The sequence below is a fragment of the Micromonospora sp. NPDC048063 genome (genome assembly GCF_043202855.1).
Lineage (GTDB): Bacteria > Actinomycetota > Actinomycetes > Mycobacteriales > Micromonosporaceae > Micromonospora.
In genome coordinates, this window is sequence record NZ_JBIDBG010000002.1 from 15,454 (window position 1) to 36,182 (window position 20,729).

Genomic DNA, 20,729 nt, shown 5'->3' on the forward strand with positions numbered 1-20,729 from the left:
GGGCCGGCTCGGCCGGTTCTCCTGTCGTGCCGTACCCGCACGGCGGCATGGGAAGGCACCCCAACCTGCCTCCGGGTGAGCGGCTGCGGGTGCTGCTGGTCGAGGACGACGAGGGCGACGCCTTCCTGGTCGGCGAGCTGCTCGCCGAGACCAACTCCATGATCGAGCTGCTGGTGGCGACGAGCCTCAGCGAGGCCCGGCGGCGGGTGGTGGGCGTCGACTGCGTCCTGCTCGACCTCGGCCTGCCCGACGCGCAGGGCCTCGACGGCCTGCGCCAGGTGCTGGAGATGGCCAGCGGCGCCGCGGTCTGCGTGCTGACCGGCCGCTCCGACGAGCACCTCGGCATCGTCGCGGTCGCCGAGGGCGCGCAGGACTACCTGGTCAAGGGCGAGGTCGACGGGGTGCTGCTGACCCGCGCGCTGCGCTACGCGGTGGAGCGCAAGCGGGCCGACGAGAACGCGCGGCGGCTGCGCGAGGTCGAGCTGCGCCAGGCCGAGTCCGCCCGCCTCGAACGGGGCCTGCTGCCGCAGCCGCTGATGACGACCGACGAGGTCGCGGTGCACACCTTCTACCGGCCCGGCCGGCACGCCGCCCTGATCGGCGGCGACTTCTTCGACGTGGTGCAGACGAGCCCCGACCGGCTGGAGCTGATCGTGGGCGACGTCTGTGGGCACGGCGTGGACGAGGCGGCGCTCGGCGTGGAGCTCCGGGTCGCCTGGCGGGCGCTGATCCTCGCCGGCGTGCCGGACGACGAGGTGCTGCCGGCGCTGGAGCAGGTGCTGATGAGCGAGCGCCGCCTCCAGGAGATCTTCGCGACCGTCGCCACCGCGCGGCTGGACCTCGACGCCAACCGGGCCACCGTCCGGCTGGCCGGGCACCCGCCGCCGCTGCTGCTCGCCGGCGGCAAGGTGGTGCCCGTTCCGGCGCCCGGCGGCCTGCTGCTCGGCGTACGACCCCGCCGGCCCGTGGCCTACGACCTGGAGTTCGACACCGATGACTGGTCCCTGTTGATGTACACCGACGGGCTGATCGAGGGGCGGGTCGGCGAGGGCGACGAACGCCTCGACGTGCCCGGCCTGGGCGGCCTGCTCGCCGACCCGGCGAGTCTCGCCGTGCCGCTGGCCGAGCTGCCGGCCTGGCTGGTCGGGAGCGCCGAGCAGCTCAACGGCGGGCCGCTCGCCGACGACGTCGCCATGCTGCTGGTCAGCCGGGGCGGTGGCCGGTGACCGGAGTCCGCGAGTGGACCCTGCGTCAGCGGGTCGTCACCCTGCTCGCCGTCGTCGCGCTGCTCCTGGTCGGTCTGGCCGGTGGCGCGGTCGTCGTGGCGGCGAAGAACCGGACGCACATCGACGCGATCCTGAACAAGACCGGCCCGCTGCGGGTGCAGGCGCAGGAGGTGCTGAACGCGCTGCTGGACCAGGAGACCGCCGTGCGCGGCTACGCGGTCAGCGGCGACCCTGCCGACTTGGCCCCGTACGACGCCGGCCGGGCGCAGGAGCGCGACCTGGTCGCCGCGATGCAGCGGCTGCTCGACGACTACCCGGGCATCCGGGCGGAGCTGCGGGTCGTCGAGGAGCGGGCCGAGGCCTGGCGCCGGTCGGTGGCGGTGCCGGTGATCACCACGACGGAGCAGAGCGGCACCGCCGCCGGGCAGGCGCTCGTCACCGACCAGGCCCGGGCGCAGTTCGACCAGGTCCGCGGCGCCCTGGAGAACCTCCAGTCGAAGATCATCGAGGCCCGGCAGCAGAGCGCCGCGGACGTCCGGCGGACGAGCGACCAGCTGGTCGTCCTGCTGATCGCCGCCGTCGCGGTGGTGGTCATCGCCGGCAGCATGCTGCTGATCTCGCTGGACAAGATGGTGGTCCGCCCGCTGACCGGGCTGGCCGACCAGGTCCGGGAGGTCGCCGAGGGCGACTACCGGCACGGCATCACCGGCGCCGGCCCGCCCGAGTTCGTCCGGCTCGCCGGCGACGTCGACGCCATGCGGCGCAAGATCGCCAAGGAGCTGGACGAGGTACGGGAGGCCCGGGAGCGGATCGAGTGGGTCAACAGCCAGCTCCAGAAGCAGGCCGAGGAACTCACCCGCTCCAACCGCGACCTGGAGCAGTTCGCGTACGTCGCCTCGCACGACCTGCAGGAGCCGCTGCGCAAGGTGGCCAGCTTCTGCCAGCTCCTCCAGCGCCGGTACGCGGGGCAGTTGGACGAGCGGGCCGACCAGTACATCGCGTTCGCCGTCGACGGTGCGCAGCGGATGCAGCGCCTGATCAACGACCTGCTGGCGTTCTCCCGGATCGGTCGGCTCACCACCGGCTTCACCGAGGTCGACATGAACAAGGTCATGGGCGACGTGGCCGGCCAGACCGAGGCCGCCCGGCAGTACGCCGACGCCGAGCTGACCTGGGGCGAGCTGCCCGTCATCCGCGGCGAGGAGCCGCTGCTGACCAACCTGCTGGCCAACCTCGTCAGCAACTCGATCAAGTTCCGCCGCCCCGACGTGCCGCCGAAGGTGCACGTCTCGGCCCGGCTGGTCGGCGACGAGTGGGAGATCAGCTGCCAGGACAACGGCATTGGGATCGAGCCGGAGTTCGCCGACAAGATCTTCGTCATCTTCCAGCGGCTGCACGCCAAGGACGCGTACCCGGGCACCGGGATCGGCCTGGCGATCGTCAAGAAGATCGTGGAGTACCACGGCGGCCGGGTCTGGGTGGACACCGGCACCGAGGAGGGCACCGCGATCCGCTTCACCCTCCCCGCGCTGCCCGAGGACGTCGAGGCGGCGACCGCCGCCGCCGATGCCGACGGGCCCGCGACCGACGGGCCGGCGACCGACGACGCCGGGGACGGCGACGGCACGAGCGGGGCCGAGGACGACGGCGGGACGATCGGCGGGGCGACCGGCGTGCCGGAGCAGGCCACTGGTTCCGGCGACGAGACGGACGCCACGGACGGCCCCGACCGGGCGCCGGCAGGCGGTAGAACGGGTGACATGAGGGAGACGGTGGGATGACCGCACCGGCGGACGGCAAGAGCCCGATCGAGGTCCTGCTGGTCGAGGACGACCCGGGCGACGTGTTGATGACCCAGGAGGCCTTCGAGGAGCACAAGCTCCGCAACCGGCTGACCGTCGTCTCGGACGGCGCCGAGGCGCTGGCCTACCTGCGGCGCGAGGGCCAGTACGCGGACGCGGTGACCCCGGACCTGGTCCTGCTCGACCTGAACCTGCCCCGCCGGGACGGGCGGGAGGTGCTGGAGGAGATCAAGAAGGACGAGCAGCTCTGCCGCATCCCGGTCGTGGTGCTGACCACCTCCCAGGCCGACGAGGACATCCTGCGCAGCTACCAGCTGCACGCGAACGCGTACGTGACCAAGCCGGTGGACTTCGAGCGGTTCATCTCCGTGGTCCGGCAGATCGACGAGTTCTTCGTCAGCGTGGTCAAGCTGCCGCCGCGTGGCTGACACCCTCCTCGACGACGTCGGTGGGCTGCTGCACGAGACCGCCGACCAGGTCGTGCTGCCGCTGTTCCGCAAGCTGGACGACGCCGACGTCACCGAGAAGGCGCCGGGCGAGCTGGTCACCGTCGCCGACCGTCGTGCCGAGGAGATGATCTCGGCGGCCCTGCGCCGGCTGCGCCCCGGCTCGGTGGTGGTCGGCGAGGAGGGCGTCGCCGACGACCCGGGCCTGCTGCGCCACCTGCGCGGGTCCGGCGACGTCTGGCTGGTCGACCCGGTCGACGGCACGTCGAACTTCGCGGCCGGCCGGCGGCCGTTCGCGTTGATGGTGGCGCTGCTGACCGACGGCGAGCCGGCGGCCGCCTGGGTGTTCGACCCGCTCGCCGGCACGCTGGCCGTCGGGCGGGCGGGTGAGGGGACGTGGCTGGACGGCCGGCCGGTGCGGACCGCCGTGGACACGCCGCCCGTGGACGCGCTGCGCGGTGCCGCGATGTCGCGGTTCCTGCCGCCGGCGGCGAAGGCGCGGGTCGAGGCGGGCGGCGGGCGGGTCGGCGAGCTGCTCCCCGGCCAGCACTGCGCCGGCCGGGAATACCTGGACGTGCTCACCGGCGACCAGCAGTTCGCGCTGTTCTGGCGCACCCTGCCGTGGGACCACGCCCCCGGCACCCTGCTGGTCCGGGCGGCCGGCGGCGTCGCCCGGCGCTTCGACGGCACCGACTACCACCCGGCCGACGAGGGCCACGGCCTGCTGGTCGCGGCGAGCGAGCGGGTCTGGGCGGAGGTCCACGAGGCGCTGCTCGGCGCTGCGTGACGTCGATGCGACACTACGTCGATGTCCGATGGCCGGGGCGGTCACGGGCCTGATCACGAGCGGCCGGTCCGGTATCCTGGCCGCCGGTCTCCGCCAGCAGGCCGCCGACCGGCGCCCGGCGGGGGCCGCCGCCGCGCAGCGCTGTCACCCGGGGCCGGCGGCCGACGAAAGGATGCTTTCGTGCGCAGGACCATGCCCGTCGGGCGTCGCGGCCGTCGTCCGCTGATCGTCCTGTCGGCGCGGCGTGCCCGCCGCCCGCTGCCCGCCCCGTCGGCCGTGCGCCGTCCGCTGGTCGCCCTGCTCGTCGCGGTGGCGCTGCTCCTCGGCGGCGGCGCCGTGCCCGCGTACGCGGAGCCCAACGAGGGCGGCACCAAGAAGCTGCGGGACGCCCTGGAAGCCACCGCCAAGGCGCACATCGAGGCCAAGGCGAAGCTGGACAACTCCAAGCGCCGGCAGAAGACGCTGACGGGGCAGCTGACCACGCTGGAGGGCCGGCTGGTCGAGCTGACCGCACAGGTCGGCGAGGTGGCCGCCCAGTCGTACCGGGTGGGCCGGCTCACCCCGACGGCGATGCTGCTCAACAGCGCCTCGCCCGAGGCGTTCCTGGAGCGGGCGGCGCACCTGGACCTGATGGCACAGCGCGACGGCCGGCGGCTGCGCGACCTGACCGAGGCGCGCGAGCAGGCGCGGCAGGCCAAGATCGCCCTCGACACCGAGGTCCGGGAGCAGCAGAAGCAGCTCGCGGTGATGGCGAAGAAGAAGAAGGAGGCCGAGGCGGCGCTCGCGGCGGTCAGCTCGGGAAGCAGCGGCGGCTTCAGCGGCGGGAACTCCTCCTCGGCGAAGCCGGCGCCGCGCAACCCCGACGGCTCCTGGCCCTCGGAGTCCTGCTCGGTGAACGACCCCACCACCTCCGGCTGCATCACCCCGCGCACGCTCAACGCCCTCCAGCAGACCCAGAACGCCGGCTACAAGCGGCACGTCTCCTGCTACCGCAGCGGCGGCTCCGGTGAGCATCCCAAGGGCCGGGCCTGCGACTTCTCGGCCGCCGCCGGCGGGTTCGAGGACAGGACCGCCACCGGCGGGGACAAGGCGTACGGGGACAGCCTCGCCGCCTGGCACGTGCGCAACGCCAGCCGGCTCGGCGTGCTCTACGTGATCTGGTACCGGCAGATCTGGCACCCGGGCACCGGGTGGCGGGCGTACGGCGGCAGCGGCAGCCCCGCCGCCGACCACACGAACCATGTTCATCTCTCGATGTACTGACCCGCGGCCCCAGGTTCCCTGCGTACCATCGCGCGGGTGAGCTCCCCATCGTCCGACGTCACGGCCCCGCCGGCCAAGCCGGAGCGGCCGGCCGCCCGGGCCCTGCCCAACGGGCTCGCCGCGTTCCTGGTCTTCTTCTCCAGCGGCGCCGTCCTGGTGCTGGAGACCGTCGCGCTGCGCCTGGTCGGGCCGTACGTCGGGGTGACCCTCCAGGTGACCAGCTCGGTCATCGGCATCGCGCTGGCGGCCATCGCGTACGGGGCGTGGTCGGGCGGCTGGCTGGCCGATCGGCGCAACCCGCGCACCCTGCTGGCCCCGGCGCTGGTGCTGGCCGGCATCGCCACCGCGGTCACCCTGCCCGTGGTCCGGTACGTCGGCGAGGTGCTGCGCGGCGGGGCGGCCACGGCCATCCTGCTGCTCGTCGCGCTCGCCGTCTTCGTGCCGGCGGCCCTGCTCGCCGCGGTCACCCCGCTGGTCGTCAAGCTCCAGCTCGCCGACCTGCGGCGCACGGGTCAGGTGGTCGGCCGGCTCTCCGGCATCGGCACGCTGGGCGGCATCACCGCCACCCTGGGCACCGGTTTCGTGCTGGTCGCCGCGCTGCCCAGCACGGTCATCCTGTTCGCCCTGGCGGCCTCGCTCGGGCTCACCGGGCTCGGTCTCGGGGTGTGGCTGCGCCGGCAGGACCGGGCGGAGCTGCCCGGCCCGGCGCGGGCCAAGGTGGCCCTGGCCGTGCTCGGTCTCGTCGGCGCCGGGCTCACCACGGTCGCCCCGAACCCGTGCGACATCGAGACGGCCTACCACTGCGCCAGCGTCGAGGCCGACCCCGGCCGGGACTCCGGCCGCACCCTGCTGCTCAACTCGGCCCAGCACTCGTACGTGGACCTGGCCGACCCCACCCATCTGGAGTACGCGTACACGCGCTGGATCGGGGCGGTGGCCGACGTGGTGGCTCCGAAGGGGCAGCGGCTGGACGCGCTGCACCTGGGCGGCGGCGGGTTCACCGTGCCGCGCTACCTGACCGCCACCCGCCCGGGCACGGACAACGTGGTGTTCGAGATCGACGGCGGGCTGGTCGAGCTGGGCGAGCGCGAGCTGGGCGTACGCCAGGGGCCGGACCTGCGGGCGGTGGTGGGTGACGCCCGGATGCTGGTGGCGGGGGAGGCGACCGACAGCCGGGACCTCGTGGTCGGCGACGCCTTCGGGCACCTGGTGGTGCCCTGGCACCTGTCCACCCGGGAGATGGCCGCCGAGATCCGTCGGGTGACCCGGCCCGGCGGCGTCTACGTGCAGAACGTCATCGACTACCCGCCGCTGCGCTTCATCCGCAGCGAGCTGGCCACCGTCGCCGCCGAGTTCCGGCACGTCGCGGTGATCGCCCCGGCGGCGGCGCTCGCCGGGCAGGAGGGCGCCAACTTCCTCATCGTCGCCTCCGACGCCCCGCTGCCGTTGGACGCGATCCGTGTCCGGCTGGTGGACCTGCGGGAGGGCGCCACCCTGCTCGCGGGCGCCGAGCTGACCGCCTTCGTCGGCGAGGCGCTGGTGCTGACCGACGACTACGCCCCGGTGGACCAGCTCCTCGCGACCGCCTGATCGGGTGACATCGGTGACCGATTCCGACCGCCGAGGTGTAGCCGGGGCAGTCCGGGGCAACAACGACTCCCATGGGTGGACCGATCCGGGACGGCGCGCAACTGCTGGGTGAGCGGTACCGGCTGATCGAGCAGCTCGGCGCGGGCGGCATGTCCGTCGTGTGGCGGGGCTACGACGAGGTGCTCGGCCGCCAGGTGGCGGTCAAGGTGCTCGCGTCCCGGCTGGCCGCCGACCGCGCGTTCCGGCACCGCATCCGGATCGAGGCGCAGGCGGCGGCGCGGCTGTGCCACCCCAACATCACCAACGTCTACGACTACGGCGAGTCCGAGCAGGCCGGCCTGACCGTGCCGTACGTCGTCATGGAGCTGGTCGACGGCGAGTCGCTGACGGGCCGGCTGCGCCGCGGGAGCCTGCCCTGGCGGGAGGCGGTGACGATCGGCGCGGAGGTCACCTCGGCGCTGGCCACCGCACACGCCCGGGGCGTGGTGCACCGGGACGTCACCCCGGGCAACATCATGCTGACCGCCACCGGCGTCAAGGTCGTCGACTTCGGCATCTCGGCGCTGGTGGGCGAGAAGGAGAAGGGGCCGGACGGGGCCCTGCTCGGCACGCCCGCGTACCTCGCCCCGGAGCGGCTCGACAACGGCCAGGTCTCTCCGGCCACGGACGTGTACGCGGTGGGCCTGCTGCTCTACCGGATGCTCACCGGCCGGCTGCCCTGGCAGGCGAGCACCACCACCCAGATGCTGCGTGCGCACATGTACAACGACCCGGAGCCGATGCCGCCGGTGCCGGGGCTCCCCGACGAGGTGCGCGAACTGGTGCACCGGTGCCTGGCGAAGCGGCCCGAGGACCGGCCCGGCACCGCCGAGGTCGCCCGGACGTTCGCCGAGGCGGCCGGCATGATCGCGGCGGTGCCCGTCTCCCCGGCCGCCGGGCCCGTGGACCCGGCCGAGCTGGCCAGCGCCGGCACCACGATCCTGCCCTGGTCCGCCGCCACCGACGCGCTGCCGTTCTCCGGTACGCGGAACCGGCGGGCGGCGGCCCGGCGTCGGCGGGTCGAGGCGGGGGTGGCCGCCGCCGGCCTGGTGGCGGTGACCGCGGCGCTGTGGGGGGTGACCGCCCGCAGCCCGGCCAGCGGCGGCATCGACCAGCCGACGCAGGCGCGGATGGGCGCGGAGCAGCCGGCGCCCTGCCGCGTGGCGTACACGCTGCGCAAGGACTCCGGCAAGGACTTCGCCGCCGAGCTGACCCTGACCAACACCGGCCAGCAGGAGCTGCGCGCCTGGCGGATGAGCTTCACCTTTCCCGGCCAGCAGACCGTGACGAAGTCGGTGCCCGTGCCCGTACGCCAGCAGGGCCGGACGGTGCTCGTGGAGCCGGCCCCGGAGCGGGCGTTGGCCCCCGGCGCGTCGGAGAAGTTCACGCTGACCGGCCGTCACACCGGGGCCAACCCGCTGCCGGTGGAGTTCCGCCTCGGCGACGAGACCTGCGGGGTGCAGGTCTCCGGCGTGGCCGGCTCGGCGCCGAGCACCGCGCCCGCCACCAAGGCCCCGACGACCAAGGCTCCGAAGGCGAAGGCCGGCACCTCCGCGGGCGGCTCGAAGGCCAAGTCCGACAACTCCGGCAAGGGGAAGGGGTCGGGTGGTGGAAAAAAAGCAAGCCAGGAAAGGGGAAGGGACGATGACGACGACTGAGTCCGCCGGGGTCGGCTGAGCCGGCCGGTCAGCTCAGCGCCGCGAAGCTCTGCACCTGCGCGATGCTCCCCTCGATGATCAGCATGCTGCCCGGGGAGATGACGGTCGCGTCGGTGGCGTACCGGAAGCGTTCGCCGGGCAGTTTCACGCCGACCACCCGCACCCCGTAGCGCTCGGTGGGCACCAGGTCCGTCAGTGGCCGGCCGACCATCGCCTCCGGAACGCACACCTTGGCGATGGCGAAGTCGTCGCCGAACTCGATGAAGTCGAGCATCCTGGTGACGATCAGGTGGGCCACCCGTTCGCCGGTCTCCGCCTCGGGAAAGATCACGTGGTGCGCGCCGACCGAGCTGAGGATCTTCGCGTGCTTCTCCGAGGTCGCGCGGGCCCAGATCTGCGGCACGCCCAGCTCCGTCAGCGCCAGCACGCTCAGCACGCTCGCCTCCACCGAGGCGCCGATCGCGACCACCGCCCGGCCGAACTCCGTCACGCCGAGCTGGCGCAGCGCCCCCTCCTCGGTGGCATCGGCCTGTACGACGCGGTCGAGCTCGGCCGACCACCGCTGCACCTGGTCCGGGTTGCGGTCGATGGCCAGCACGTCGTGGTCGAGCGCGGTCAGCGCGCCGGCCAGGTGACAGCCGAACCGGCCCAGCCCGATCACCAGGACGCCGCCTTCGTTCGTGTTCCTATCCGACAATGGGTTGCTCCTCCGGGTAGCGGTACAACCGCCGGCGGGTGTTCAGGGCGATCGCCGACCCGAGGGTCAGCGGCCCGACCCGGCCGACGAACATGAGGACGATCAGGGCGAGCTGGCCGCTCTCCGGCAGTGCGGAGGCGACCCCGACGCTGAGGCCGGTGGTGGTGAACGCCGAGGTCACCTCGAACAGCGCCTGGTAGTAACGGACCCCCTCGGTGAGGAAGACCAGCAGCACCGTGCCGACGGCCACCAGCGCGACGCTGAGCAGCGCGACGGTGATCGCCTGGCGTTGGCTGGCGGTGGCCACCCGGCGGTTCCCGACCGTCACGTCCGGCTCGCCCCGCAGCTCGGCCCAGATGACGAAGGCGAGCAGGAAGAAGGTCGTCACCTTGATCCCGCCGGCGGTGCTGGCGCTGCCGCCGCCGATGAACATCAGCGCGATGATCAGCGGATAGGTCTCGTCCTCCAGGGCCTCGACGTCGACGACGTTGAAGCCGCCGGTGCGGATGAACGCGTTCTGGGTGAACGCCACGAGGAGCTTGTCCGGCCAGGCGTAGAGACCCAGCGTGCTCGGGTTGGCCCACTCGATGACCAGCAGGCCCAGGAAGCCCGCCACCAGCAGCGTCAGGCTGCCCCAGATGGTGAGCTTGGTGGCGACCGCCCAGCGACGCGGCTGCCGCCACTCCCGGGTCGCCTCGAACAGCGCCGGGAAGCCGAGCCCGCCGATGACGGTGCCGATCGCCAGCGGCAGGGTGACCCAGGCGTCGGAGGAGAAGCCGATGAGGTTGTCGGTGTAGAGGGCGAACCCGCCGTTGTTGAAGGCCTGGACGGCGTGGAAGACACCGTTCCAGAGGGCCTGGGTGAACGGGTAGTCGTAGGTGATCCACAGCCGGGCCGTCAGGATCGCGGTGATCACCGACTCGCAGGCCAGGGCGAGGCCGGCGATGCGCAGCAGCAGCCGGCGTACGTCGCCGATGCCGAACTCGGCGGTCTCGGCCTGCACCAGCAACCGGCTGCGCAGCCCCAGCCGCCGGGCCACCACCAGGATCACCAGCGTCGCCCCGGTGACGATGCCGAGGCCGCCGACCTGGGTGAGCACGGTGATCATCACGAGCCCGAAGTCGTTCCAGTAGTTCGGGGTGTCCACCACCGCCATGCCGGTCACCGAGACCGCCGAGGTCGCGGTGAACAGGGCGGTCAGGAACGGGGTGTAACTGTGCTCGCTGGTGGCCCAGGGCAGCATCAGCAGCCCGGTGCCGAGCAGGATCGCCACCAGGAAGCCGAACGGCACGATCCGTACGGGGTGACGGAGAAGCCGGCGCACCAGACAATCTTCCTTTTCCATCGCGATCCGGGTGTCGAAACCGGCATGCCCAGGGTTCATCCGCCCGTCAGCCGCCGACCAACTCGCCGTCAATCCGGACAGGTCTGCTGAGGCGGATCCCTCGACGACAGGAGACGGCGTTGCGACGTACCCTTTCCGCCCTCGGAGTGGCCGGGGCCCTGCTCGCGGCCGCCGTGGCCGTGCCGACCGTGGCCGCGTCGGCCGCCCCGGCGCCCGCCGCCGAGCGGGCCCGGGCGACCGACCGCCCCCTCGTCATCGCCCACCGCGGCGCCAGCGGCTACCGGCCGGAGCACACCCTGGAGGCCTACCGGCTGGCGATCCGGCAGGGCGCGGACTACATCGAGCCGGACCTGGTCGCGACCCGCGACGGCGCGCTGGTCGCCCGGCACGAGAACGAGATCAGCGGTACGACCGACGTGGCCGCCCGCCCCGAGTTCGCCGCCCGCAAGGCCACGAAGACCATCGACGGCGTCGCGGTCACCGGCTGGTTCACCGAGGACTTCACCCTGGCCGAGCTGAAGACGCTGCGGGCCAAGGAGCGGCTGCCGCAGGTGCGCGTCGGCAACACCGCGTTCGACGGGCGGTTCGACGTGCCCACCCTCCAGGAGGTCATCGACCTGGCCCGCGCCGAAGGGCGGGCGCGGGGGCGCACGATCGGCGTCTACCCGGAGACCAAGCACCCCACCTACTTCGCGTCCATCGGGCTGCCGCTGGAGGAGCCGCTGGTCGAGGTGCTGCGGCGCAACAAGCTGACCCACCGGAACTCGCCGGTGATCATCCAGTCCTTCGAGACGGCCAACCTGCGCAAGCTGGACCGGATGATCGACGTCAAGCTCGCCCAGCTCCTCGACGCCACCGGCCGCCCGTACGACTTCACCGTCGCCGGCGACGCCCGCACCTACCAGGACCTGGCGAAGCCGGCCGGCCTGAAGTGGATCGCCGGCTACGCCGACGGTGTCGGCGCGCAGAAGAACCTGATCGTCCCGCGCGACGCCACCGGCAAGCTGCTCGCCCCGACCACCCTGGTCCGGGACGCGCACCGGGAGCGGCTGGTCGTGCACGCCTGGACGTTCCGGGCGGAGAACCAGTTCCTGCCGGCCGACTTCCGGATCGGCACCGACCCGAACGCCCGCGGCGACATCCAGGCCGAGTACGAGCTGTTCCTCGGCCTCGGCTTGGACGGCATCTTCAGCGACCACCCGGACACCGCCGTCGCCGCCCGGGAGGGTCTCGCCCGACGCTGACCGATCCCGCCGCCCCGTCGCCGGCCCGTCACCCTCCCCCGGGTGCCGGGCCGGCGTCGTTGTCGGGGTGCCCGTGGTGCCCGTGGTGCCCGGGGTGGCCGTGGTGCCCGGGCGGGCTGTCCGTGCCCCGCGCACCTGTGTCACGTGCCTGTCGAGCTGATGTCGCAGACGATTCAGGTGTGCCGGGTGGCTGCGTGGACGCTGTCGAGCTGCCCCATGTATAGGGCAGCCCCCGGCCCGATGACGTCCACCCCGACCGGTGACCTGAGGGGCAGCGGACGCCGAAGATCTTGGTACGAAACGGCCCCTCCAGGGGCGTCTTCGTACCAAGATCTCGCAGGCGGTCCAGCGAGGCAGGTGCCTGACGGGGAGGCGCGGCCGGCGGGCGGCGGGCGGAATACGGCATTCGGTGGGTGTCGGTGGCGCGGGGCGACACAGGAGCGTTTCCATCGATGGCCCGGAGACCCATCGCGGACGTGCGCCGTCACTGCCGGGTCGTGACCGTTGTAACTCTCGGCCACCCCACCCCTGTTACTTGTGTGTTTCGGCCACATAGCCCGTGCGTGACGTCACTTCTAGCGTGAGCCGTCACATGTAGTTCCCTACCTCCGAGTCCTCACGTGGAGTCGCAATGACGGTCCGGACGACGCGGCGGGTGTTCCTCTCCGCCGCCACCATGATGGCCGCGGCGCTCGCCGCCACGGCCTGTGGCAGCCCGCAGGAAACCGCCTCCGGCGGCGGTGACAGCGCCGCCCCGGTGAAGGTTGGCCTGGTGTACTCCCAGTCGGGAGCCCTCGCCAGCTACGGCAAGCAGTACATCGAGGGGTTCAAGGCCGGCCTCGACTATGCCACCAAGGGCACGAACAAGGTCGGCGACCGGACGATCGAGATCACCGAGGTCGACGACGCCGGTGACCCGGCGAAGGCGGTCTCCGCGGCCAAGGACCTGATCGGTAAGGGCAACAAGATCATCGCGGGCTCGACGGCGTCCGGCGTGGCGCTCCAGGTCGCCCCGATCGCCGCGCAGAACAAGGTCCTCTTCATCTCCGGGCCGGCCGCCACCGACGCGGTGACCGGCGCGAACAAGTACACGTTCCGCTCCGGGCGGCAGTCGTACCAGGACGTGGTGACCGCCAAGTCGTTCATCGGCGACCCGGCCGGCAAGAAGGTCGTGGTCTTCGCCCAGGACGGCGCCTTCGGCGACGCCAACGAGGCCGCCGTCAAGACCGTCATCGGCGGCGCGGGCGCGACCGTCAGCAGCGTCCGGGCCCCGGCGAGCGCCACCGAGTTCACCCCGTTCGCCAGCCAGATCAAGTCCGCCAAGCCGGACCTGCTCTTCGTCGCCTGGGCCGGCACCACCGCCCCGGCCATGTGGCAGACCCTCGACCAGCAGGGCGTGCTCTCCTCCACCACCGTCGTCACCGGCCTGGACATCCGCGCCTCGTGGCCGACCTTCGGCGCCGCCGGCGCCAAGATCTCCTTCCTGTCGCACTACTTCGACGGGGCCTCCGACAACGAGGCCGCCAAGGCGCTGAAGGCCAAGGTCGGCACCGTCGACCTGTTCCACCCGGACGGCTTCGCCGCCGCGCAGATGGTCGTGCGCGCCGTCGAGGAGGGTGGCGACGACGTCGAGAAGATGGTCAAGGCCCTGGAGGGCTGGAGCTTCGACGGGGTCAAGGGCAAGATGAGCATCCGCGCCGAGGACCACGCGCTGCTCCAGCCGATGTTCCAGGCCAAGCTGACCGGCAGCGGCACCACGTTCACGGCCACCGCCCAGAAGGCGCTGACCGGGGACGAGACCGCGCCGCCGGCCGTGGCGATGAAGGGCTGACAACAGATGCTCGCCACCCGCGGTCTGACCTGGCGGATCGGTGAGGTCGCCATCGTCGACAGCGTCTACCTCGACCTGGCGCCCGGGGAGTTCCTCGGCGTCATCGGGCCGAACGGCGCCGGCAAGACCTCACTGTTCAACCTGATCACCGGCGTACGCCGGGCCACGGAAGGTCGGATCACCCTCGACGGGGAGGACATCGGCTCCCTCCCGCCGCACCGGCGGGCCCGCCTCGGGCTCGGCCGTACCTTCCAGGCATCCTCGGTCTTCGGTTCGCTCAGCGTGCGGGAGAACGTCCGGCTCGCCGTGCAGGCGCACCGCGGGGGCTCGATGAAGCTGTGGCGGCGGGCGGCGGCCGACCGTGAGGTCGCCGCCGCCGCCGACGCGGCGCTCGACCGGGTCGGCCTCGCCCACCGGGGCGAGGCCCTCGCCGGCACCCTCGCCCACGGCGAGAAGCGGAAGCTGGAGATCGCCCTGCTGCTCGCCGGGGAGCCCCGCGTCATGCTGCTCGACGAGCCGATGGCCGGCGTCAGCGCCGAGGACGTGCCCGAACTCGTCTCGGTGATCCGCTCGCTGACCGGCGACAGCGGCCGGTCGGTGCTCATGGTCGAGCACCACATGGACGTCATCCTGGAGCTGGCCGACCGGATCGCCGTGATGCACCACGGCGCGCTGCTCGCCTGCGACACCCCGGAGACGGTGATGGCCAACCCCACCGTGCAAGAGGCCTACCTGGGGGAGTCGCTGTGAGCGCGAGGAATGAGCCGGGTTTGCGAGTCCCGCAGTCGCGAACGGAGACGGCACTGTGAGTGAACCGATTCTCAGCGTGGAGAACCTGTCGGTCCGGATCGCCGGGCTGCACATCCTCCAGGGGGTGTCCTTCACGGTCGCCCCGACCGGCGTCACCGTCCTGCTCGGGCGCAACGGCGTCGGCAAGACGACCACGCTGCGCGCGATCGTCGGCCTCACGCCGCGTGGCGGCGAGGTCCGGGGCACGATCCGGATGGGCGCGCAGAGCCTGCTGGCCCGGCCGACCCACCGGCTGATCCGCGGCGGGCTCGGCTACGTGCCGGAGGACCGCTGCGTGTTCGCCGGGCTCACCGTCACGGAAAACCTGCGGCTCGCCGAACGCCGCGGCACCACCCCGGCCTACGACAAGGTCTACGCCCTCTTCCCAGAGCTGGACCGGCGCGGACGGCAACGGGCCGGCTCGCTCTCCGGCGGGCAGCAGCAGATGCTCGCGATCGGCCGCGTGCTGCTCAACGACAACCGGCTGCTGCTGATCGACGAGCCGACCAAGGGCCTCGCGCCGAAGGTGGTGACCGAGGTGGCCGAGGTGCTGGAACGGGTCGCCGAGTCCGTGCCGGTGCTGCTGGTCGAGCAGAACCTGGCGGTGGTCCGGCGGCTCGCCCGGGACGCGGTCGTGCTGGCCGCCGGGCAGGTGGTCTGGACCGGCGACGCCCAGGAGCTGCTGCTGGAGACCGCCCTGACCAAGTCGTTGCTGGGCGTGGGCTCGGCTGAGGGGCACGCGCCGAGCGCGAGGAGTGAGCTTGCGAGCCCCGCAGGCGCGAGGAAGGACCAGCACTGATGGACACCGTCATCCTGTTGGCGCTGACCGGGCTCGGCCTGGCGGCGCTCTACTTCCTGGTCGCCAGCGGGCTCTCCCTGGTCTTCGGCCTCGCCGACGTGCTCAACTTCGCGCACGGCGTCTTCCTCGGCGTCGGCGCGTACGGGACCTGGTGGGCGGCGCACAACCTGCCCGGCGCCGGCTCGGACGGCTTCGGCTTCGTGGTCGCCGTCGCCTTCGGGGTGGCCGCCGGCACGCTGGTGGCGATGCTGGTCGAGCTGGTGCTGATCCGGCCGCTCTACTCCCGCACCATCGAGCAGGTGCTGGTCACCGTCGGTCTCTCGCTGGCCGGCGTGGCCCTGCTCCAGGCCACCTGGGGCGCGGACGCCCGGCCGTTCCCGCGCCCCGAGTGGACCCGGCAGGTCACCTCGATCCTCGGCGCGAACGTGCCCAACGGCGGCCTGCTGTTGATCATCGCCGCGGTGCTGGTGCTCGGCGCGATCCTCGCCTTCCTCCGCTGGACCCGCTACGGCCTGATCATCCGGGCCGGCGTCGAGAACCGGGAGATGGTCACCGCGCTCGGCATCGACGTGCGCAAGGCGTTCACCCTCGTCTTCGCGATCGGCGGGGCGGCGGCGGCGCTGGCCGGCGCGCTCGGCGGCGTCTACTTCGGCACCGTCTCGCCCGGCCAGGGCAGCTCGCTGCTGATCTTCGCGTTCATCGTGGTGGTCATCGGCGGGATGGGCTCGGTGGTCGGCTCCGCGTACGCGGCCGTCGCCGTCGGGCTGACGCAACAGTTCGTGAACTACTACGGCACCTCCGGGCTGGGCGACATCTGCGTGGTCGCGCTGCTGGCCGTGGTGCTGCTGCTGCGCCCGCAGGGCATCGCCGGAAAGGTGGCAACGGCATGACCGAGGTCAAGAGCCCCGAGGTACCGGCTCCGCCCGCGGCGGTGCCCGACGAGCTGGACCCGCGCCGGGGACGCTGGCACGGACTGCGCCCGTTCCTGCCACTGGTCGCGCTGGTGGTCGCGCTGATCCTGCCGTACTCCACGCTGCACCTGCCGGGCATCTTCGAGGGGGCGCTCAACTCCCCGGGCACCCTGCAACTGCTCGCCGTCTGCCTGGTCTTCGGCGGCCTGGCCGCCGGGTACGACCTGCTCTTCGGCCGCACCGGGATGCTGTCCTTCGGGCACGCCCTCTACTTCGCCGCCGGCGTCTACGGCACGGACATCCTGATCACCAAGGCGGGGCTGCCGCTGTGGCAGGCGGCACTGCTGGCGATCACCGGCGGGACGATCCTCGCCGCGCTGCTCGGCGCGGTGGCGCTGCGCACGGTCGGCATCGCGTTCGCCATGGTGACGCTGGCCTTCGCCCAGGTCGGTGCGATCCTGGTGGCCCGCGACTTCGGCGGGCTGACCGGCGGCGAGGAGGGCCTGCCGCTGGACGTCTCCGGGCTGCCGCAGGCGCTGGTCGGGGTCACCAACACGGTCAACCTCTACTGGCTGGCGCTGGCGTACCTGGTCGTGGTGGTCTTCGTCGTGCATCGGGTCTCCGGCTCGCCGACCGGGCGGGTGCTCGCCGGCCTGCGCGACGACGAGCGGCGGGTCGGGGTGCTCGGGCTCGACCCGTACCGGTTCAAGCTGGTGGCGTTCACCCTTGCGGGTGGGCTGGCGGCGGCCGGCGGCGTGGTCTACGTCCTGATCGTCAGCGGTGCGAACCCGCACATCACCTCCTCCGAGTGGACCCTGGCGCTGCTGGTCATGGTGGTGCTCGGCGGGCCGGGCACCCGGTGGGGCCCGGTGATCGGCGGCATCCTCTACATGTACCTGGACCACCGCCTGGTCGCGTTCGGCACCTCCGACGCGGTGGAGGCGCTGCCCGGGTTCCTGAGCCGCCCGCTGTCGCAGCCGCTGTTCGTGCTGGGCACGGTCTTCATCCTGGCCGTCTACTTCTTCCCCGGCGGCCTGGCCAGCCTCGCCCCCCGCGTGGCACTCCTACGCCACTCGCTCCGCCGCCCCCCTCGCCCCTGACCGACCCCCACCCACCCGGCCTCCGCCCGGCCCGACAGACCCCGTTGATCATGAAGTTGCCGCGAAACGCCGTTGACGGTGGCAATAACCTCATGATCGACGGGGTCTCTGTCGTGGGGCGACGCTGGTCGGGCGGGCCGGCGTACCGGACGACATCGCCGAGGCCGTCCGGTACCTGGCCGGCCACGTCACCGGCCGGGTACTCGGCGTCGACGGCGGCTCCGCCCTCGGGCGCTGACAGCTGCGCGACGGGCCGGGATATCCAGCGGAGCACAGAGCGACCGGGTGTCGCGGCCCCCCGTGCGGCCGCGACACCCGGTCGCCTGCGCCGTCGATCAGCCGTTGAGCATCTCGTACGCCAACTTCGGTGCCTGCTGCGCGGCGTCGCCGCTCGGCGCGGCGAGCTTCGGCGCCGCGCCGTAGTCGAGGTACTTCACCACGTACGTCCAGGCCTTCGCCTTGCCGGCGGCCGGCACGTCCACGGTGAGCGAGGCGAGGTTGCCGTCGGCGCCGACGACGGCGGTGAAGGGCACCTGCCGGGCGGCGTCGCCGAGGGCCGCGACCTCCTCCTCGCCGACCGCCTCGGCAGCCGCACCGCCGGTCAGGTCGACGATCCCGGCGTACGTCCGGTCGCTCTTCTCCTCGACCCTGGTGGCGGCCTCGATGATCGGCCCGGCGTTGCCGACGTCCGCCCCCTCGTACGTCGGGGTGCTCTCCGGATCGGTCAGCCGGGCCCGGTCCAGCTCCATCCAGCGGTTCGGTAGTTTCGGCAGCCCGGTGAGCCCCTCGGTGCCGGTGAACTTCACCTTCATCCAGGTCCGCTCCTGGACCACCAGGAACGACATCCGGGTGGTGAAGCCGTGCTCCGGGTCCTTCACCGCGGCGGTGAGGTCGATGCCCTTCGCGTCCGGGTCCACCACGCCGGACAGGTCCGCGGTGGCGTCCTTGCCGGTGAACCGGAACGCACCCTCGGTGCCGTCCGGCACCGCCGCGAGGAGCGCCTGCTTGGGCGTGGCGGTCGGGCTCGCCTGACCCGAGGCGGTTTCTCCGGCCTCGGAACCCGTCCCGATCGCGCCGCACCCGGCGAGCAGAGTGGTCGCGGTGAGGACGGCGGCCAGGGCGCCGGCGTTCCGTCGGACGGTGCCGGCGCGGCCGGTTCCGTTCGTCATCATGGTCTCTTCCTTCACGAGTCTGGCGTCTGCCGGGACAGATGCTGCCGGCCGGTACGGCGGAACCACTGCCGATATGCTGCGGTCCGACTGCCGTGCACTGCCGTGGCGCACGCAGCGGGGGTGTCAGGAGCGGGAAACTCGCATGTCAGGGACGCTGCGCTTCGAGGTTCTCGGGCCCCAGCGGGCCTGGTGCGGCGAGCGGGAGATCGACCTCGGGCCGGGCAAGCAGCGCGCCGTGCTGGCCGTGTTGCTGCTCGCCGCCGGCCGCCCGGTCACCACCGCGCAGATCGTGGACGCGGTCTGGCCGGACGAGCCGCCGGCGAACGGCACGAACGTGGTGCAGAAGTACGTCGCCGGGCTGCGCCGGGTGATCGAGCCGGAGCGGTCACCGCGCAGCCCCGGCCAGGTACTCACCCTGACCGACGCCGGTTACCAGCTTCGTGTCGGGCCGGAGGCGGTCGACGCTGTGCGCTTCGAGCGGGGGATCCGCCGGGCCGAGCGGCTCCGTGCGGAGGGCCGGGCCGCCGAGGCGGTGAGCGAGCTGAAATCCACGTTGGAGCTGTGGCACGGCGAGCCGTTCACCGGCTTCGCCGGCCCGTACTTCGAGTCCGCCCGGCAACGCTGGGTCGAGCTGCGGGCCACCGCACTGGAGAGCTGGGCCGACCTGGAGCTGCGTCTGGGCCGGCACCGGGAGCTGATCGGCGAGCTGGTGGACCTGACCGCGGAGTTCCCGGTGCGGGAGCGGCTCAGGCACCAGTTGATGCTGGCGCTGTATCGCGGCGGACGGCAGGCCGAAGCGCTGGCCGCCTATCGGGAGTTCGCCGAGATGCTGCGCGACGAGTACGGCATCGAGCCGGGCGACGCGCTCCAGGACCTGCACCGCCGCATCCTTCGTTCCGACCCGGCGCTCATGCCGACCACTGCCGGGCCACTGCCGCCGGCTGCCGCCGAGGTGGCTCCGCCGGCGGAGCCGGCACCGACCGTCGCGGCCCCGCCGGCGGAGCCGGCACCGACCGTCGCGGCTCCACCGGCGGAGCCGGCACCGACCGTCGCGGCCCCGCCGGTCGGGCCACCCGCCGCGTCCTCACCTCCGCCGGCACCGTCGTCCCCGGCATCGCCACCGTCGGCACCATCCACTTCGGCGGCCGCCCCGTCCGGGCCGCCGGCCGTACCGCCGCCGGCCGGGCCGCTGCCCGTCAGCTCACCGCCCGCCGGCCCGGTGCCCCAGCCGGCGTACGGTCCGCCCCCGGCCGCCGCACTGCCGCCCGTGGTCGACGCCAAGCGCCCGAGGACGCCGTTGCCCCGCTGGGCGAGCGCGACCGCCACGATCGCCGGTACCGCGCTCGTTCTGCTCTCGTTCGGGTGCCTCACCTGGCTGGTGATCCTGGCGTACGCCGCCTGGCGGCGCAGTTGGCGCCTGGCTCTCGTCGGCGTCGGCTACCTGGTCGTCCTCGCGGTCGAGGTGGCCATGCTCGACGTGGAGAATCCGGACGCCGAGGTGCCCGGACCGCAGGCGGTGCTCTTCCTCGGCCTGGCCGCGATCACCTGGTTGGTCGGGGCGGCACACGTGGTCCTGCTCAGCCGCGGGGTCTGGGCGGCGCTCACCGGTGGCCAGGGCAGTGCCAGACACCGCGCCGAGGAGGAGCGGCGGATCCGCCGTGAGCACGCCCGTTACCTGCTCTACCACTACCCGGCCGCCCGGAACGAGTTGCGCATCGGGCGGCCCGACCTGTCCCGGACGTTCGACGACGGCGGCCTGGTCGACGTCAACACCGTTCCCGAGGTGGTGCTCGCCGGCCTGCCGGGGCTCACCGCGGACCAGTGCCGCCAGATCGCGGTGGACCGCTGGCTGCGCGGCCCGTACGCCTCGATGGAGGAACTCGCCGGCCGTTGCCTGCTGCCGCCGACCGTCACCGACCGGCTCCGTGAGCTGCTGTTCTTCCTGCCCCCGGCACAGGCTCCCACGCCGGAGCGACCGCCACCGGCCGGATCGTGACCGGAACCTCCGGCGTGAACCGGGGCGCGGTCGT

At 72.9% G+C, this 20,729-nt stretch carries 17 protein-coding genes and 1 pseudogene; 15 read left to right on the top strand and 3 right to left on the bottom strand.

Annotation, left to right across the window (positions count from 1 at the left end; translation table 11 throughout):
* The first annotated feature begins 47 nt into the window (after positions 1-47).
* The 7 genes from ACGFZ2_RS04800 (at position 48) to ACGFZ2_RS04830 (ending at position 8,811) form a co-directional block, all read left to right on the top strand.
* Positions 48-1,226: a PP2C family protein-serine/threonine phosphatase gene (locus tag ACGFZ2_RS04800; protein WP_393264861.1), complete on the top strand. Its 1,179-nt coding sequence runs from the start codon at positions 48-50 to the stop codon at positions 1,224-1,226.
* A complete protein-coding gene (locus tag ACGFZ2_RS04805) occupies positions 1,223-3,007 on the top strand; it encodes an ATP-binding protein (RefSeq protein ID WP_393450339.1) in 1,785 nt (594 codons plus the stop codon). Before ACGFZ2_RS04800 ends, ACGFZ2_RS04805 begins: the two co-directional genes overlap by 4 nt.
* Positions 3,004-3,456: a response regulator gene (locus tag ACGFZ2_RS04810; RefSeq protein WP_091102297.1), complete on the top strand. Its 453-nt coding sequence runs from the start codon at positions 3,004-3,006 to the stop codon at positions 3,454-3,456. Before ACGFZ2_RS04805 ends, ACGFZ2_RS04810 begins: the two co-directional genes overlap by 4 nt.
* The gene (locus tag ACGFZ2_RS04815) at positions 3,449-4,261 is read left to right on the top strand and encodes an inositol monophosphatase family protein (protein WP_393450342.1); all 813 of its coding nucleotides are present in this window, start codon (positions 3,449-3,451) and stop codon (positions 4,259-4,261) included. Before ACGFZ2_RS04810 ends, ACGFZ2_RS04815 begins: the two co-directional genes overlap by 8 nt.
* Before the next feature lie 192 nt (positions 4,262-4,453).
* Positions 4,454-5,524 carry a coiled-coil domain-containing protein gene (locus ACGFZ2_RS04820; RefSeq protein WP_393451421.1) on the top strand — a complete coding sequence of 357 codons (1,071 nt, stop codon included), beginning with the start codon at positions 4,454-4,456 and terminating at the stop codon, positions 5,522-5,524.
* A 36-nt stretch (positions 5,525-5,560) separates the two neighbouring features.
* Positions 5,561-7,114 (top strand): fused MFS/spermidine synthase, encoded by a 1,554-nt coding sequence (locus ACGFZ2_RS04825; RefSeq protein WP_393450345.1) that lies wholly within the window; start codon positions 5,561-5,563, stop codon positions 7,112-7,114.
* 71 nt (positions 7,115-7,185) lie between these two features.
* The gene (locus ACGFZ2_RS04830; protein WP_393264871.1) at positions 7,186-8,811 is read left to right on the top strand and encodes a protein kinase; all 1,626 of its coding nucleotides are present in this window, start codon (positions 7,186-7,188) and stop codon (positions 8,809-8,811) included.
* A 28-nt stretch (positions 8,812-8,839) separates the two neighbouring features.
* Here ACGFZ2_RS04830 and ACGFZ2_RS04835 read toward each other — a convergent pair whose 3' ends face one another.
* Positions 8,840-9,472, bottom strand: a complete 633-nt coding sequence (locus ACGFZ2_RS04835) for a potassium channel family protein (RefSeq protein WP_393451424.1) — start codon at positions 9,470-9,472, stop codon at positions 8,840-8,842.
* Between the two features lie 25 nt (positions 9,473-9,497).
* The gene (locus tag ACGFZ2_RS04840) at positions 9,498-10,832 is read right to left on the bottom strand and encodes a TrkH family potassium uptake protein (protein WP_393450348.1); all 1,335 of its coding nucleotides are present in this window, start codon (positions 10,830-10,832) and stop codon (positions 9,498-9,500) included.
* A 140-nt stretch (positions 10,833-10,972) separates the two neighbouring features.
* On the opposite strand from ACGFZ2_RS04840, the gene ACGFZ2_RS04845 reads away from it, so the two are divergent.
* From ACGFZ2_RS04845 to ACGFZ2_RS04875, 7 genes and pseudogenes are all read left to right on the top strand, one after another.
* Complete coding sequence (locus ACGFZ2_RS04845) at positions 10,973-12,097, top strand: glycerophosphodiester phosphodiesterase (protein ID WP_393264875.1); 1,125 nt, start codon at positions 10,973-10,975, stop codon at positions 12,095-12,097.
* Positions 12,098-12,728: 631 nt separating this feature from the next.
* Positions 12,729-13,928, top strand: coding sequence for a substrate-binding domain-containing protein (locus ACGFZ2_RS04850; protein ID WP_393450351.1), 1,200 nt, complete (start codon positions 12,729-12,731; stop codon positions 13,926-13,928).
* Between the two features lie 6 nt (positions 13,929-13,934).
* The gene (locus ACGFZ2_RS04855) at positions 13,935-14,678 is read left to right on the top strand and encodes an ABC transporter ATP-binding protein (RefSeq protein ID WP_357457389.1); all 744 of its coding nucleotides are present in this window, start codon (positions 13,935-13,937) and stop codon (positions 14,676-14,678) included.
* Between the two features lie 55 nt (positions 14,679-14,733).
* The gene (locus tag ACGFZ2_RS04860; RefSeq protein ID WP_393450354.1) at positions 14,734-15,516 is read left to right on the top strand and encodes an ABC transporter ATP-binding protein; all 783 of its coding nucleotides are present in this window, start codon (positions 14,734-14,736) and stop codon (positions 15,514-15,516) included.
* A complete protein-coding gene (locus tag ACGFZ2_RS04865; protein WP_350707141.1) occupies positions 15,516-16,406 on the top strand; it encodes a branched-chain amino acid ABC transporter permease in 891 nt (296 codons plus the stop codon). Before ACGFZ2_RS04860 ends, ACGFZ2_RS04865 begins: the two co-directional genes overlap by 1 nt.
* Entirely contained in the window at positions 16,403-17,527 is a 1,125-nt protein-coding gene (locus ACGFZ2_RS04870; RefSeq protein WP_393450357.1) for a branched-chain amino acid ABC transporter permease, read from the top strand. The genes ACGFZ2_RS04865 and ACGFZ2_RS04870 overlap by 4 nt, the downstream gene beginning before the upstream one ends.
* A 118-nt stretch (positions 17,528-17,645) precedes the next feature.
* Positions 17,646-17,765 (top strand): annotated as a pseudogene (locus tag ACGFZ2_RS04875) (short-chain dehydrogenase); the annotation flags it as partial.
* Positions 17,766-17,862: 97 nt separating this feature from the next.
* Here ACGFZ2_RS04875 and ACGFZ2_RS04880 read toward each other — a convergent pair.
* Entirely contained in the window at positions 17,863-18,699 is an 837-nt protein-coding gene (locus tag ACGFZ2_RS04880; protein ID WP_393450360.1) for a hypothetical protein, read from the bottom strand.
* A gap of 142 nt (positions 18,700-18,841) precedes the next feature.
* Between ACGFZ2_RS04880 and ACGFZ2_RS04885 the strand changes: the two genes are divergently transcribed.
* Positions 18,842-20,695, top strand: a complete 1,854-nt coding sequence (locus ACGFZ2_RS04885; protein ID WP_393450363.1) for a BTAD domain-containing putative transcriptional regulator — start codon at positions 18,842-18,844, stop codon at positions 20,693-20,695.
* Positions 20,696-20,729: the final 34 nt, after the last annotated feature.